The organism is Bradyrhizobium sp. CCBAU 51627, from assembly GCF_028128765.1.
Lineage (GTDB): Bacteria > Pseudomonadota > Alphaproteobacteria > Rhizobiales > Xanthobacteraceae > Bradyrhizobium.
The window spans coordinates 53273-68190 of the sequence record NZ_LBJG01000011.1 but is presented as its reverse complement, the minus strand read 5'-3'; the positions used below and the strand labels follow the sequence as shown (position 1 = coordinate 68190).

The window sequence follows — 14918 nt, the reverse complement described above, 5'->3', positions numbered from 1 at the left end:
CATGGATTGCGTCAAAGATTGCACTAACCGGCTTCGCGGCTCGGCACAGTACAGTCCGAAAAGATCGAACGAACTTGCCTGGAGGATGACCTTGGTACCCCCTTTTGAGGCCGCCGACTCCGCGACACAGTTGCTTGCCACTCAACGACCTATCCTATTGCGCAGCCGGTCATCGGGCCTGAAACAGGCGGCTTCCTGGTTCGACCGCAACGCAGGAGATGAGCCGCTGCGCCTTCTTCGAGCCTGCCCGCGCTATGCTCCGACCGATTTGATCTCGCTGCCCGGTGCTGCCGAACGGCTAGGTCTTGGCGGAATATGGATCAAGGACGAGACGCAGCGTCTTGGCATAGGCAGCTTCAAGGGGCTTGGCGGAGCCTACGCCGTGCTGAAGCTTGCTATGCGACATGTCGAGAGGCGGACGGGACGAGCAATTCTGCCGGCGGAACTGATGGAGCCTGGCGTTCGGGCCATGCTGTCCGAACTCACCTTTTCCTGTGCATCTGATGGCAATCACGGTCGCTCGGTATCAGCCGGAGCGCGGCTCATCGGAGCGCGGGCTGTCGTGTACCTCCACCAAGGCGTCAGTGACGAGCGTGCCGCTCACATATCACGGCTCGGTGCTGAGATCGTACGTGTGCCAGGAGACTATCACGACTCGGTGGAAGCTGCAGCCAAGGCTGCGTCGCAGGACGGTTGGATTGCGGTCCCAGATACCGTCGGCGAAGGAGAAGATGCGACGGCCTGCACGCTTGTGGTTCAGGGCTACTCGATCCTGACCGATGAAATCGTTGCAGCCACCGCAGGACAGCAAAAGCCCTTTACGCATGTTCTGGTTCAAGCGGGCGTTGGAGGACTTGCCGCAAGTGTATTCGGGCATGGCTGGGCGCGTGGCCTATTCGGGCCCGATACCCATCTGTGGATCGTGGAGCCGGAACGATCGGCCTGCCTTTATGAAAGCGCGCGAGCCAAGATGCCCGTGCGCCTTCCGGCGGGGCCCGCGACCAACATGTCAATGCTCGAATGCCAAAGCCCGTCCTTGTTGGTTTGGCCGATCATCGAAGACCTGACCAGCGGCTACATCACGGTTACCGACGAAGAGGCCGCTGACGCGGTACGTTTGCTCAATGAGGGCATTTCAGGCGATCAGCGTCTTCGCGTCGGAGAGTCGGGAGCGGCGGGATTGGCAGGCCTCTTCAGCGCAGCCGAAGAGAAGGACCGAAAGCGACTTGGGCTGGATCAGTCCGCCAAGGTCCTGCTCTTTGCGACCGAAAGCCCCACCGACCTGTCGGTCTGGAGCGGCAACCAATAGGCAGGAGCCAAACGCTGCCAATCAGGATACGTCAAGATTGATGCGAGTGGTGAATTTCACCGTCTGCATCGACACATAGGTGTTGAACGACTTGACGTTCTTGTCCGGAAAGAATGCTCGCTCGGTGAAAGCGCCATATTCTTCCATCGAGCCAGTGTTGACGACCAGAATGAAATCAGCCGAACCGGTTACGTAGTAGCATTGCGTAACCTCAGGATAGGCGCTCATCCGATTCTTGAAGGTGTGGAGAAGATCGAGCTGCTCTTGCTCGAGCGCCACGAGCACGATCGAGGTGACCCGTTTCCCGGCCACCGAAGGCGATATGATCGAGACGTCAGACATGATCGCCCCGTTTTCACGCAATCGCCTGAGCCGACGCAGGCAAGACGTCGGGGAAAGTCCCACGCGCTCTGCCAATTCCTCAGAGGTCTGCAGATTATTCTCCTGCAGCAGCATCAGAAGCTTCAGATCGAGGCGGTCGAGGTCCGTGCGCGTGACAGCCATTTAAACCCTCAACTTGCAACTTTCCGGCATTTTAGATCGCAAAACGGCGAATTCAGCCACTCGCTTGCCGGATTATATGCATGAAGCCGGGTCGAGCAAGTATTTGCCACTACAAACGGAGGCGAAGATGGTCGATGTAGTCAGACGCAAGCTTCTTCGGGGAACCGCTTTGGCTGGGGGCTTGGCGGCCGCGCGCTCGCTGTTTCCCGCCCCGGCGCTTGCGCAAATCCCGAAGGGCACCGGTGAAGTCGTGGTCTATGACGGCGGCGGGTCCTGGGGAGAAGCCAAGCGGATCGCCTATTTCGAGCCGTTCGAAAAGGAGACGGGCATCAAGGTTATAGCTCAACCGCGCACGGACACGGGAGCGGTGCGAGCGAGCGTGTTGGCCGGTGCCCCCCGATACGACGTGACGATTATTCCTGGCGGCAAGGCCCCGACTTTCGAGCGCGACAATCTTCTGCTTCCGATCGACTACGGCTACTTCGACAAGGCGGACCTCGACGCGTTCAGTCCGGTCAAGGTCGGCAAGTTCACCGTGCCCGCGATCATCTATTCCCTGTTCATTGCATATGACGCGTCGAAGTTTACCTCCGATGCGCCAAACTCTTGGGCGGATGTGTGGGATACCCAAAAATTTGCCGGACGGCGCTCACTCATGGCAGGAACCTGGGCCTCGGACGGCGGCACGTTCGAAGCAGCCCTGATGGCGGATGGTGTTGATCCGGCGAAGCTCTATCCACTTGATTGGGATCGCGCATTCAAGAGCCTCAGCCGGGTCAAGCCGAACATCCTGAAATGGTGGAATACCGGTGCGGAAGCTCCGCAGATGATCATTGATAAGCTGATCACTGCCGGAAGCGCTTGGAACGGTCGGGTTTCGGCGGCCAACGAGCAGGGGGCCAAGATCGGCTACACCTGGAATCAGGGGATGCTGCAGTACGACACCTGGGTTGTTTTGAAAGGCACCAAGAACGCAGACAACGCGTTCAAGTTTCTCGCGTTCTCAGCGCGTGCCGAGAATCAGGCCAAGTTCGTCCAACACATTCTTTACGCGCCACCAAACTCGCGCGCATTCGACCTTGTGCCGTCCGAAAGGGCGAAGCTCCTGCCGACCTCACCCGAAGCGCGGAAGCTGCAATTCGTCCAGGACTATGAATTCTGGAACACGGTCGGCGCCAACGGCAAGGCCAACAATGAAGTAGCCGTCGCTCAATGGGAGCGTTGGATTTCTGGCGCACGGTAGGGCAAGATGGCGGATGCGAGTGTGGCAATGCCCCGTAGGGGATATACATTAGGACGGGCGCGCCTAGTGCCCGTCCTTCTTCTCTTGCCAATCGTAATCGTATTCTCGGTCGGCTACGTCGTGCCGCTTGCGCAACTCGTGCTCAAGAGCCTGCAGCTTGATGGCGCCTGGTCGCTCAAGAGCTATATCGAGATCGCCAACTCGCCTGCGTTTCTTTGGATCGTCCTTAGAACACTCGCGCTCGCCGCGACCGTGACGATCATTTGCCTCCTCATCGCTTATCCGCTCGCTTATGCCATATCGAAATGTCCTCCGCGAGCGGCGGCACTTCTTCTGCTTATTGTCACGCTTCCATATTTAACGAGTGTCTTGATCAGAACCTACGCATGGATTGTCCTGCTCAGCCCCAACGGGCCGATCAACCAGCTGTTCTTGCGCCTCGGTCTCATCTCCGAGCCGTTGCAAATGGTGTTCAATTCGATTGGCGTCTACATCGGGATGGTGCAGGTCCAACTGCCGCTCATGGTCTTTCCGCTTTATGCTGTGCTGGCGCGGGTTAATCCAAGCCTTGCAAAAGCGGCACAAAGCCTCGGAAGTCCTCCTACCGACGCATTTTTGAGGGTCACGCTGCCCTCCTCGATGCCAGGCGTGATTAGCGGGTGCACACTTGTATTTCTATCCAGTCTCGGCTTCTACATCACGCCAGAGCTTCTTGGTGGTCCCGACAGCTATTTGATTGCTCAGGGCATCAGCCTACGCGTGTTGATCCTTGGTGATTTCGGTGAAGCTGCAGCGCAGTCATCGATCTTGATGCTAACGGTAATCGCGGTCTTTCTCATATTTCGCCAGCGCATTGCGGAAGAGCTCGACGATCGCCCACACAACAACCTCTCTCCGATCGGAACGTCAACATCCGGTCTCTCCACGCAGTGGCCAATCCAGGAGAGGTTAACGGCGATCCTGCATGGCCCGTCGTTGAAGTTACATGAGGCGCTCACAGTCATCCGCGGGCCCTTTCTCTACGTTATCGCGGCGCTGACGCTGCTTCTCCTCATATTGCCTTTCGTGATCGTGATTCCTCTTGCATTCAGCGATGCGCCGTACCTCACCTTTCCGCCGCCCGGCTACTCGCTGCGCTGGTTCTCAAGCCTGCTCAGAAATACGCAATGGCTCGATGCTCTAAGCTTCAGCCTGAGGTGGGCAGGACTGTCCGCTCTTCTAAGCGTGGCCATTGGTGTTCCCGCTGCCTTCGCTCTTGTGCGGTACCGGTTCGCCGCGCGCGTGCCTGTCTATCTTCTTTTGATTTCCCCGCTGATCGTTCCTCATGTCGTAATTGCGGTTTCCTTGTTCTTCGCTCTCGCAGGATCCTCGCTAATCGGCAATCCACTGGCATTTGCCCTCAGCTACACGATCATTGGAGCGCCATATACGGTCGTCGTCATGATCGCAGGGCTCAAGCGCTTCAATCGCACACTCGAATTGGCCGCCGCGAGCTTGGGCTCGAGCCCTCTCGTGACGCTGAGAACAGTGACGCTCCCATTGCTGTTGCCGACGCTAGCGAGTGCAGCAATTTTTGCTTTCATCGTAGGGTTTGATGATGTCGTGTTCGGTCTATTCCTGAGCGGACCTACGGCGACGCCCTTGCCCATGAGAATGTGGGACAATATCCGTCTGGAAATCAGTCCCCAGATCGCCGTGATCGCCGTTCTGTTTCTCATCGTGCTTGCGCTTCTGCTGCTCCTGCGCCTGTTCGTCAACGCGGTCGTTCCGGGTCGTCGGCCGCAGGAAGGCGTCCATCCGTGAGGAAGGCGATGAGTGAGCTGCGCGTCCGATTTCCATCACTAACGAGAAAGCCAATGACGCCTTTCCTGAAGCGGTCCACTCGACACAATCTGGACCAATGTTTCGCAATCGCAACGGAGCATCGATCATGAGCCGCGATCTCACATTCTCTATCGAGGAGTACAAGCGTCGATGTGACGCTGTCCGGCGGCTGATGGCGGAACGTCGTCTTGACTGCGTCATCCTCGACGAGCCCGAGATGATGTCCTGGCTGTCGGGCTACACGGTCTCCGAGAACCTCTGGCGGGCGTGCATCGTGCCGGCGTTGTCTGAGCCATTCCTGCTGGTTCGCAAGCTTGACATGCCGCCGGCGCGGCAACGCACGTGGCTGGATAAGATTGTGGGCTTTGACGATTGGGACGACCCGCTGGCAGTGCTGGCCAATACCTTGCGGGAAGCGGGCTCGGTGCCTGCTCGGATCGGCGCTGAATTTCAATCGAACTCTTTCACCATCCAAAGACTAAAATCGCTTCGCAAGCTCTTGCCGGACACCGAGTTTTGTGACCTTGAGCGATCGGGATGGGATCTCAGGCGATGCAAGTCGGCCGAAGAGATCGCGCATATGTCCCGGGCGGGTTCACTCTTGGATGCGGCCTTCGATACGACCGTCAGGGAGGTTGCAAGCGGCAAGAGTCAACGTGATATCGCCGCAGCTGCCGCTGCAGCCTACTATCAGCTTGGGTTTGACGATGGCTTTGTTGGGCCTCTCAATGTCGGATCAGGCTGGGATTCGCTGCATGGGTTCCTCACAGAGCGACCGCTGGTCGATGGCGATATCGTTCATATCGAGCTCTTGCCGCGCTTGCGATTCTATACGGTCCGGATCATGCGATCGGTCATCGTCGGACGAGCAAGCGCCGAGCAGCACGCCGCAGCCCAGACTCTGATCGAGCTCCAAGATCGCCAAATCGCAGCGCTCAGGCCTGGCGCGATTGCCGCTGACGTCGACCGCATCGTGCGGGAAGGCGTTGTCGCGGCGGGATTGCGCGAGACCTACGACAATATCACCGGGTATACGCTTGGTACCGCTCCGCTTGTTTCCCAGCACACGAGCGACCTATATCGCTGTTTCACGCCTCGTTCGGAGTGGGCCATTGAGGAGGGAATGGTTTTTCACATGTACACGTCCGCTGCCGGTCTTGCCTTCAGCGAGTCCGTCGTGGTGACTAGTTCGGGTGGAAAACGATTGACCTCGATACCGCGCAAGATATTTGAGACGGGGCCGAAATGAGCGTCAGCATAGCAGCGGTGAGCGAGAAGGCGACGGCCGGTGCAGCTACGGCCCACAGTCAACGGGGCTCCGTCTCGGTCAAGTCGTTGACCAAAATGTTTGGACCGGTCACGGCGGTCGACGACGTCTCGTTGTCGGTCGAGCCGGGAGAGTTCGTCGCCCTGCTTGGATCGAGCGGGTCAGGGAAATCAACTTTGCTGATGATGATCGCCGGGTTCGAAGCGTCCTCATCCGGCGATATCCTGCTCGATGGCGTACGAATCAATGATGTTCCGAGCTATCGTCGCGGCTTTGGCATGGTTTTCCAGAGCTATGCCTTGTTTCCCCATATGACCATTGCTGAGAACATTGCCTATCCGCTTCGGCGCCGGGGACTGCGTGGCGGTGACGTCGAGCGTGAAGTTTCAAAAGCCCTGAAGCTCGTTGCACTTGACGGGTATGGTGCGCGACTTCCAAGCCAGTTGTCGGGAGGGCAGCAGCAGCGTGTCGCTTTGGCCCGCGCTCTCGTCTTCCGTCCGCCGCTTTTGCTCATGGACGAACCGCTCGGCGCCCTTGATCGCAAGCTCAGGCAGCAACTCCAAATGGAGATCAAGCTGATCCATAAGGAGGTTGGTAGCACCATCATTTTTGTTACCCACGACCAGGAGGAAGCGCTGTCCATGGCCGATCGCGTTGCCGTTCTCGAGGGAGGCCGCTTACAGCAGTGTGGGACCCCGCGTGAGCTATACGAGCAGCCGGCGACTGCATTTGTCGCGGATTTCATCGGCGAGATGAACTTTCTGCCGGTCGAGTTGCTGCAATCTGGAGGGGAGGTCTGTGCCCGTAGCGCTGATCTCGGGCTTGAGGTTATGCAGAAAGCCACTCAGGTGCTCACGTCGGACGACCGAGGGTTGCTGGCTGTTCGCCCGGAGTATGTCGGCCTGACACCCGACGAGGGCGCCACCGCGATGGTTTTGGAATCTGCCTACACGGGCACGAACCAAAGCGTGCTCGTGCAGGTGGGGTCCATTCGATTGACCGCGCGGACTTCAGTGAGCCCCGGACGGCCGCTGTTCCAATCCGGTCAACGTGTCCGCATTGAGATCGAGGCTGCGCATACCCGCGTGTTTCCGGCCGCCCGTTGAGCTCCCTTTGGCGTGCAAGGAGCTAGCCGAAATGAGCCGGAACGCCGCAATCTCGCGTGCGAGAAGCCATTTGGATTGCGGAGACTTCGAGACCGTGCTCTCGCAGCTCGTCGCTATTCCTTCGGAGAGTCAAAACCCAGAGCGAAAGCTTCAGCTTGCCGAGTATCTCGACCAGCTCCGCTGCATGCTTGAACAGCTCGGCTGCGACTGCCAGGTTTTGGCCGCTGGAGGAGCCCAATTCCTTTATGCAGAACGCATCGAGGATCCATCATTGCTGACGGTGCTGGGATATGGGCACGGCGATGTGGTTCGGGGAATGGAAGGATCGTGAGCCGCGGGAAGGTCGCCTTGGCGCCTCTCAAAGCTCGATGATCGCTGGTACGGACGTGGTGCCGCCGACAACAAGGGACAGCATGCCATCAACATTGCCAGCCTCCGTGCTGTGCTCGAGACGAGAGGTCGTCTAGGCTTCAACCTGAAATACTTAATCGAAATGGGTGAAGAGGTCGATTCGCCCGGTCTCCGCGAATTGTGCACAACGCACAGCAGACTTTTGCGTGCAGATCTCTTCATGGCGTCCGACGGACCGCGGTTATCCGAGCATCGGCCTACAATATTCCTGGGTTCGCGTGGATGCGTCACATTCGACGTCTCAATTAAAGCCCGTGATAGCGCATATCATTCGGGCAATTGGGGGGGCCTGCTTTCCGATCCTGCAATCCAGCTCGCGCATGCCCTGGCGACGATTGTCTCTCCGAGCGGTCGCATCCTGATCCCAGAATGGCTTCCAGGGGGGCTGCCCGATTCCGTCCGGATGGCGCTTGCTGACTGTATCGTTGATGCGGGGCCCGGTGGACCCCCGATTGATCCGGATTGGGGCGAACCGGGCCTGACCCCCGCAGAGCAGGTGTATGGCTGGTGCTCTTTCGATATTCTCACCATGAGTTGCGGAAATCCGCAGGCGCCGGTCAATGCCATTCCCCCGACTGCCTGGGCGCGCTGTCAGCTGCGCTTCGTAGTGGGTGTTGATCACCAGGACATTTTGCCGGCGCTTCGCCGCCACCTCGCAAAGTCGGGCCTCGACATGGTTGAGGTGGCGCCAAGTCCCGACGATGGTGTTTTTCTTGCCACGCGCCTCGACCCTGAGGACCCCTGGGCTAAATGGGCCCAAGCCTCGATCATCCGGACGACGCAGAAAGCGCCGGCGATGTTGCCCAATTTCGCAGGGTCACTTCCGAACGATATCTTTGCCAACCTGCTGGACTTGCCCACTTTATGGGTGCCCCACGCCTATCCTGGATGCCGGCAGCACGCAGCCGACGAGCACCTGCCGACCGGGCTCGCGCGTGAGGCGCTGGCTATCATGGCGGGGCTCTATTGGGATCTTGGCGAGCCAGGTACTCTGCCGGCATTCCGATGAAGTTGAACTTATCGGCGGCACTTTGCCGCCGATCATGGGCAGGTAATCACTTTTCCGCGAAGGCCCTTGCACATTTTCGAAGTACCGCTTGCCGACCGATACGCCAATCTTCGTCCAGGCGGCGCCGCGCGCCATTTTTGATTGGAACGCTGAAGGGGGAGCAAAGCACATGAGTGATGCATTTGGTCATCACGGCCTCGGCTGCGAGTGTTGCGATCACAGTCCGGCGCAGCCGAGCTTTGAGGTTGCTGTATCGGACCGGGTCGAGCAGGCGCTTCTCAATGGTCTATTCCCGCAACCCATCCTGCGACGCGAATTGCTGCGGACCGTGGGCGCCGGTGCGATCATCGGGGCGCTTTCGAGCATTCTCCCGATCGAGACGCTCAAGGCGATTGCCCAGGAGCGCAAGCCTCTCGAGAAGACAAAGCTTGCGGTTGGCTTCTTGCCGATTACCTGCGCCGTTCCGCTCATCTACGGCGAGAAGCTTGGGAGCTACAGCAGGGAGGGCCTCGAGGTCAGCCTGCAGAAGATCGCCGGAATCGCTTTGATTCGAGACAAAATGCTCAACGGAGAGCTGGACGTCTCACAGCAGGTGATGCCCGTGCCGCTGACGATGACCGCAGGGCTTGGTGGCAATGTCCAATCGATCAAGGTGCTTACCATCCTCAATCAAAATGGAAACTCTCTCGTCCTCGCCAACAAGCACAAGGACAATCGAGACCCGAAGAACTGGAAGGGGTTTACTTTCGCCGTTCCATTCGAGCAGAGTCACCAGACCCTGCAGTTGCGCAACTATCTAGCCGCGGCCGGCCTCGATCCGGACCAGGATGTCAAATATCGGATCGTTCCTCCAACCGAGTACGTCGCGAGCCTTCGAGTCGGGAGCATCGATGGCTTCTTCGGTGGTGAGCCGGGCGGCCAGCGCGCAGTCTACGAGGGGGCCGGATTCATCCATCTCATTTCGAAGGAGATCTGGGACGGCCATCCTTGTTGCTCTGTCACCGCGTCCGAGAGCTGGATACAGCAGAACCCGAATACGTTTATGGCTTTCTACCGCGCCATTATTGCCGCCAGTCTCCATGTCTCCAAGCCGGAGAACCGCGTTGGAATGGCGAAGGTGTTGTCGGAACCGCAATACCTCAACGCCCCTGAAATCGTTCTCGAGCAGGTCCTCGGTGGCACCTACGCGGACGGCCTCGGAACGATCAAAAAGGATGCGCGCCGGGTCGATTATCAGCCATTTCCGCAATACTCAGCCGCCGTTTGGCTGATGACGCAACTCAGACGCTGGAACATGCTGAAGGAGGACGTCGACTACAAGACGCTCGCCGAACGGGTGATGCTCGCAACAGACGCTGCCCGCATCATGCGTGAGCAGGGCGCCTCTCCTCCAGTCGTCGGGTTCGGCAGTGAGAAGATCCTCGGGAAGGATTTCGATTCCGGCAGGCCGCTGGAGTACCTGGCCTCGGTCAAGAAGTCCGGCTGACGCAAATGTTGCATCGGCTGCAGCAGCCCTGGGTGGCATCAATCGCGATCTTTGTTGGGTTCATCTGCATCTGGGCGTGGTTCACGACGACGACGTCGGGATCAGGCAGCGCCGCTGACGCCGAGTATGCGCGGCTCGCCGGCCAAAGTGCACCAGGGCAGCAGGCCAGCGCAATTCCTTCGCCCTGGGCCGTTGCGCTGCGCGGTTATGAGCTGATCGCGCACGCGTTGGATCGTGATAACCCCAACAATCTCGGCATCGCATGGCACCTGCTCTATTCCATGGGGCGAGTGGCTCTTGGTTTCACGTTGGCGTTAGCCGTCGCCGTCCCGCTGGGTTTCGTACTTGGGCTATGGCCGGCTTGTTATCGCGCACTTGATCCTTTCATCCAGGTTCTTCGGCCGGTCTCACCACTCGCGTGGATGCCACTTGCTCTCTACACGTTTCGCGACAGCACGATCTCGACAATCTTCATCATCTTCATCTGTGCCGTGTGGCCGATGTTGATCAGCACCGCGACCGGAACAGCGTCAGTGCGCGCGGAGTGGCTGAACGTGTCATGCGTATTCGGGGTTCCGAGGCTCGAGCACGTCACGCGAGTCGTGTTTCCCGCCAGCGTGCCTATGATCTTGTCGGGAATGCGTATTTCCATCGGCATAGCATGGTTCGTGATCGTGGCCGCGGAAATGGTCGGAGCCCAAAGCGGGATCGGCTATTTTATCTGGAACGAATGGAACAACTTGCAGATCACCAGCATGATCGTTGCCATCGTTCTGGTTGGCGGGATCGGCCTGGCGCTTGACGTCATTCTTAAACGAATTGGCGAGCGCCTCAGCTTCCGGGAATAGGACGATGGCCGATCTCGATATCAACGACGTCTCGATGTCATTTGTGGACCGGTCGGGCAAGGAGCTGCGCGCGCTCGATCGGATATCGCTCGCAATCGAACATAGCGAGTTCGTCTGCCTGATCGGCCACTCCGGCTGTGGCAAAAGTACGTTGCTCAACATCGTGGCTGGCCTGCTTACGCCCACCTCGGGGGCGATCCGCTGCGCTGGCGCCGTGGTTAGTGGTACCGCCCCGGAGAGGGCGATGGTCTTTCAGAGCCATGCCTTGCTTCCCTGGATGACCTGCGTCGAAAACGTGCACCTTGCCGTTAAGCAGGCGTTTCGGGGAGCGTCCAGGTCCGAGCTGATGGATCGGGCCGAACAGGCGTTGAAGCTCGTGCATTTGGAGCACGCGATCGGAAAATACCCCTTTGAAATATCTGGCGGCATGAAGCAACGGGTCGGGATCGCGCGGGCATTTGCCGTCCAGCCGAAGGTACTCTTGCTGGACGAACCATTCGGTGCGCTTGACGCATTGACGAGATCGAGCTTGCAGGACGAACTGATGCGGATCGTCGAGACGACGAAAACAACTGTCGTCATGGTTACTCATGACATCGATGAAGCGATCTTTCTCAGCGACAGGATCGTCGCACTCTCCAACGGACCGGCTGCCCGAATTGGCCGGATCTGGAAAATCGAGACATCGCGACCGCGCGATCGACTCAAGCTGACAACTGATTTCGAGGGCATCAAGTACCGAAAGGAGATTCTCGAGTTCCTGTACAAGAAGGAGCCATTCCCGCAATTGGCCAGCTAGACGCCATCGCAGAGGTAAGCCTCGGATCACGTGACCGCGGGCCACCTATCAGGCGAGGGCATCGCGAAAATGCGCAAGTCTTCTCTCGCAAATTCTCAGTGGGCAATGATTCAAGGTCTGACGAAACTGTCACAAACAATTCAGGAGTAGCAGATGACTGTATCTTCAAAGGCGCTGGAAAGGGGAATGATCGCACTGGCGCGATCGAGATTGACGGTCGCGGCGTCGTTGAGCTTTGCGATGATCGCGATCTATTTCGGTTTCATGGGGCTGTTCGCGTTCGCCAAGCCTGTTCTCGGCACGATGCTCGCCCCCGGTTTGTCGCTTTGCATTGTGCTCGGCCCGTTGGTCATCATCAGCTCGTTTCTTCTCTGCCTGATCTACGTGTACTGGGCAAACACGATCTTCGACCGCAACGTGAAGTCCACGATGGAGCAAGCGTGATGCAGTCGCAGACCAGCAACATCTCCATCGCATTCTTCTTTGCGTTCATGGCCTTGACGCTCGCAATAACCTATTGGGCGGCCAAGCGGACCAAGACGACCGAGACGTTCTTTGCGGCAGGTGGTGAAATCACCGCGTGGCAAAATGGCTGGGCCCTCGCCGGAGACTTTCTTTCTGCGGCAGCGCTTCTAGGCATCGCCGGCATTGTCACTTCCAACGGCTTCGATGGCATGGTGTATTCGATCGGGTGGCTGGTCGGCTGGCCGATCATCCTATTTCTCATCGTCGAGCCACTCCGGAATGTGGGCAAATTCACCTTTGCCGATGTGGTGGCGTATCGTCTGTCGCAAAAGCCGGTTCGCTCTGCCGCCGCGATCGGAACCCTGGCCGTGATTTCGTTCTATCTCATCGCGCAGATGGTTGCGACAGGGGCTCTCATCAAGCTGCTATTCGGCATCCCGTACTCCTGGTCGGTCATCATTGTCGGGACCGCCATGCTGATCTACGTGCTCTTTGGTGGCATGCTCGCTACGACCTGGGTTCAGGTCGTCAAAGCGGCGCTCCTGATGGCAGGTGGGGCATTCCTCTGTATCCTGGTGCTTGTCCAATTTCAGATGAATCCGGTACGGCTATTCGCGGCCGCAGCTGAACGATACGGCGCGAATGTACTTCAGCCGGGTTCGCGCGTCGTTTCCGGTCAATGGGACGCGATTTCTCTTGGGCTGGGTCTCATGTTCGGTACGGCGGCGATGCCGCATATCCTCATGCGCGTCTATACGGTCAAGGACGTCAAGGCGGCGCGGCTCTCCATTCTCTATGCGACCGGCCTGATCGGAGCATTTCATCTCATGGTCTTCGTCATCGGCTTTGGGGCCATGGTGATCGTCGGACCTCAGGCGGTCCTCAAAGCCGGAGGCGGCGGCAACATGGCTGCGCCCTTGCTGGCTCAAGCGGTCGGAGGCAACGCCTTCTTCGGCTTCATTTGCGCCGTAGCGTTCGCGACCATGCTTGCAGTCGTTGCTGGATTGACCCTTTCGGGGGTTGCCACCCTGTGCCATGACCTCTGGACCAATGTCATAAGAGCGGGGAAGGCGACAGAGTCCGAGCAGTTGAAGGTTGCGCGCGTCGCTACGATCATCATTGCTGTCGTCGCAGTCGTCTTGGGAATCCTGTTCGAGGGCCAGAATGTAGCCTTTATGGCGGGACTTGCATTCTCCGTAGCGTGCGCAGCAAACTTTCCTTCGCTGGTACTCGCAATCAGTTGGAAGCGTTTCACCACACAGGGGGCGGTGGCGAGCATTCTCGTCGGCACTATTGGCTCGATTGTTCTGATCTGCTTGTCGCCGACCATTCAGGTCGACGTGCTTGGGAAATCACTGGCGGACATTGCCGAAGCCTGGTGGTTTGTCCCATTGAAGAATCCAGCAATTGTCGCCATGCCGCTTTCGTTTGCGGTAGCCATTGCGGTATCCGTTGCCACCCCTGTGATGGATGCCGACCGCACGTTTCGGGAGATGCAACGAAGGATCTTGATGGGCCCATCCGATCCGGCGCGCGCCGGGGCTGGTTCACGTGAGGAGGGATAGTTGGAGATGATTTCAGAACTAAGTGGCTGATTTCCCGGTTGGAATAAGCACCTGCCCTTGCAGGCCCGCCGCTACGGCTAATGGTTCATATGCGTCCTGAGGATGCTGGCAATCTCTTGAGACTAGTGCGAAATTCGCTGGAGTCTTCGAGGGGCAGAGCGGAGCGAATGTTCGACTGGAACGATCTGAAATTTTTTCTGGAGCTCGCAAGACAGGGCCGATTGATGCCAGCCGCTCGGCGCCTCAAGGTCGATCATACGACCGTCAGTCGGCGGATATCGGAGCTCGAGAGAGATCTTGCGATCAAGATATTCGATAGAAAACCGGATGGTTTCGTCCTGACTGAGGACGGCCACAAGCTCTACCAGGCCGCCGAGAAGATCGAAGCTGCCGCACTGGTGGTTTCAGAGGATTTCCGTTCAGCGCCAACCGAGCCCACCGGCCGGGTCCGGCTCACGAGCATGGAAGGTATTGCCGCCTTCTACCTCGCCGAGAAACTTGTGCAGTTCAATGAGAAACATCCAGGTGTTCTCGTTGAGCTGGTTACCGAGCGGCATCTGATCAACCTCACGAAGCGTGAGGCCGACGTCTGCGTCAGTTTCGTACCGCTGGCGGGTCCTAAGCTATCGGTCAAGAAAGCTGGAGAGTTTAAGCTCGGACTATTCGCGTCGTCGAAATACATCGTAAACAGAGGCGCCCCCGGTTCGATGGAAGAACTGAAGGGCCATGACTTCATTGACTACGTGGACGACCTCGTGGCGATTCAGCCGGTGCAGTGGCTGCATGATGTGCTGGTCCCGGAAAACGTCGTGTTCCGCTCGACAAGTATGGCTGCTCAGCAGAATGCAATCGGTGCCGGGCGCGGTATCGGCCTCTTGCCGTTCTTTTCGGCGAAGAAGGATCCTCGCCTTGTTCGCATCATGCAGGACGTCGTCGTCACGAGGTCATTGTTTGTCTCGGTGCATGAAGATATCGAATATATGGGACGGGTTCGCACATTACTGCGTTTCCTGAATGAGATATTCAGGGCTGATAAGGCTTTCTTGAACGAATTCGATTGATCGAGTTCGCGCAAGCGGTCC

The 14918-nt window shown here is 58.2% G+C and carries 12 protein-coding genes and 1 pseudogene; 12 read left to right on the top strand and 1 reads right to left on the bottom strand.

Annotated features, from left to right (window positions below; translation table 11 throughout):
* Positions 1-91: 91 nt before the first annotated feature.
* Positions 92-1309, top strand: a complete 1218-nt coding sequence (locus tag XH88_RS06530; RefSeq protein ID WP_271614592.1) for a diaminopropionate ammonia-lyase — start codon at positions 92-94, stop codon at positions 1307-1309.
* Positions 1310-1330: 21 nt separating this feature from the next.
* Here XH88_RS06530 and XH88_RS06525 read toward each other — a convergent pair whose 3' ends face one another.
* Positions 1331-1813 (bottom strand): Lrp/AsnC family transcriptional regulator, encoded by a 483-nt coding sequence (locus XH88_RS06525; protein WP_128930938.1) that lies wholly within the window; start codon positions 1811-1813, stop codon positions 1331-1333.
* A gap of 127 nt (positions 1814-1940) precedes the next feature.
* On the opposite strand from XH88_RS06525, the gene XH88_RS06520 reads away from it, so the two are divergent.
* The 11 genes and pseudogenes from XH88_RS06520 to XH88_RS06470 all read left to right on the top strand — a co-directional run bounded on the left by XH88_RS06520 (position 1941) and on the right by XH88_RS06470 (position 14897).
* Complete coding sequence (locus XH88_RS06520; RefSeq protein WP_271614591.1) at positions 1941-3056, top strand: ABC transporter substrate-binding protein; 1116 nt, start codon at positions 1941-1943, stop codon at positions 3054-3056.
* Positions 3057-3122: 66 nt separating this feature from the next.
* Complete coding sequence (locus XH88_RS06515; protein WP_271614590.1) at positions 3123-4859, top strand: ABC transporter permease subunit; 1737 nt, start codon at positions 3123-3125, stop codon at positions 4857-4859.
* Between the two features lie 127 nt (positions 4860-4986).
* Positions 4987-6129: a M24 family metallopeptidase gene (locus XH88_RS06510; protein ID WP_271614589.1), complete on the top strand. Its 1143-nt coding sequence runs from the start codon at positions 4987-4989 to the stop codon at positions 6127-6129.
* Entirely contained in the window at positions 6126-7253 is a 1128-nt protein-coding gene (locus XH88_RS06505) for an ABC transporter ATP-binding protein (protein ID WP_271614588.1), read from the top strand. Before XH88_RS06510 ends, XH88_RS06505 begins: the two co-directional genes overlap by 4 nt.
* Positions 7254-7284: 31 nt before the next feature.
* A pseudogene (locus tag XH88_RS06500) lies at positions 7285-8673 on the top strand (M20 family metallopeptidase).
* Between the two features lie 88 nt (positions 8674-8761).
* Positions 8762-10159 (top strand): CmpA/NrtA family ABC transporter substrate-binding protein, encoded by a 1398-nt coding sequence (locus tag XH88_RS06495; RefSeq protein WP_271614587.1) that lies wholly within the window; start codon positions 8762-8764, stop codon positions 10157-10159.
* 5 nt (positions 10160-10164) lie between these two features.
* Positions 10165-11007 carry an ABC transporter permease gene (locus XH88_RS06490; RefSeq protein WP_271614586.1) on the top strand — a complete coding sequence of 281 codons (843 nt, stop codon included), beginning with the start codon at positions 10165-10167 and terminating at the stop codon, positions 11005-11007.
* A 4-nt stretch (positions 11008-11011) separates the two neighbouring features.
* Complete coding sequence (locus XH88_RS06485; RefSeq protein WP_271614585.1) at positions 11012-11806, top strand: ABC transporter ATP-binding protein; 795 nt, start codon at positions 11012-11014, stop codon at positions 11804-11806.
* A gap of 153 nt (positions 11807-11959) precedes the next feature.
* Positions 11960-12250, top strand: coding sequence for a DUF485 domain-containing protein (locus tag XH88_RS06480; RefSeq protein WP_271614584.1), 291 nt, complete (start codon positions 11960-11962; stop codon positions 12248-12250).
* The gene (locus tag XH88_RS06475) at positions 12250-13836 is read left to right on the top strand and encodes a sodium:solute symporter family transporter (protein ID WP_271614583.1); all 1587 of its coding nucleotides are present in this window, start codon (positions 12250-12252) and stop codon (positions 13834-13836) included. The genes XH88_RS06480 and XH88_RS06475 overlap by 1 nt, the downstream gene beginning before the upstream one ends.
* 167 nt (positions 13837-14003) lie before the next feature.
* Positions 14004-14897: a LysR family transcriptional regulator gene (locus XH88_RS06470; protein WP_271614582.1), complete on the top strand. Its 894-nt coding sequence runs from the start codon at positions 14004-14006 to the stop codon at positions 14895-14897.
* The last annotated feature ends 21 nt before the right edge of the window (positions 14898-14918 follow it).

Bases quoted from the DNA above. Each gene is read 5' to 3' on its own strand.
- XH88_RS06525 (WP_128930938.1), bottom strand. From the start codon at position 1,813: ATGGCTGTCACGCGCACGGACCTCGACCGCCTCGATCTGAAGCTTCTG.
- XH88_RS06520 (WP_271614591.1), top strand. From the start codon at position 1,941: ATGGTCGATGTAGTCAGACGCAAGCTTCTTCGGGGAACCGCTTTGGCT.
- XH88_RS06510 (WP_271614589.1), top strand. From the start codon at position 4,987: ATGAGCCGCGATCTCACATTCTCTATCGAGGAGTACAAGCGTCGATGT.
- XH88_RS06505 (WP_271614588.1), top strand. From the start codon at position 6,126: ATGAGCGTCAGCATAGCAGCGGTGAGCGAGAAGGCGACGGCCGGTGCA.
- XH88_RS06490 (WP_271614586.1), top strand. From the start codon at position 10,165: ATGTTGCATCGGCTGCAGCAGCCCTGGGTGGCATCAATCGCGATCTTT.
- XH88_RS06485 (WP_271614585.1), top strand. From the start codon at position 11,012: ATGGCCGATCTCGATATCAACGACGTCTCGATGTCATTTGTGGACCGG.
- XH88_RS06480 (WP_271614584.1), top strand. From the start codon at position 11,960: ATGACTGTATCTTCAAAGGCGCTGGAAAGGGGAATGATCGCACTGGCG.
- XH88_RS06475 (WP_271614583.1), top strand. From the start codon at position 12,250: ATGCAGTCGCAGACCAGCAACATCTCCATCGCATTCTTCTTTGCGTTC.
- XH88_RS06470 (WP_271614582.1), top strand. From the start codon at position 14,004: ATGTTCGACTGGAACGATCTGAAATTTTTTCTGGAGCTCGCAAGACAG.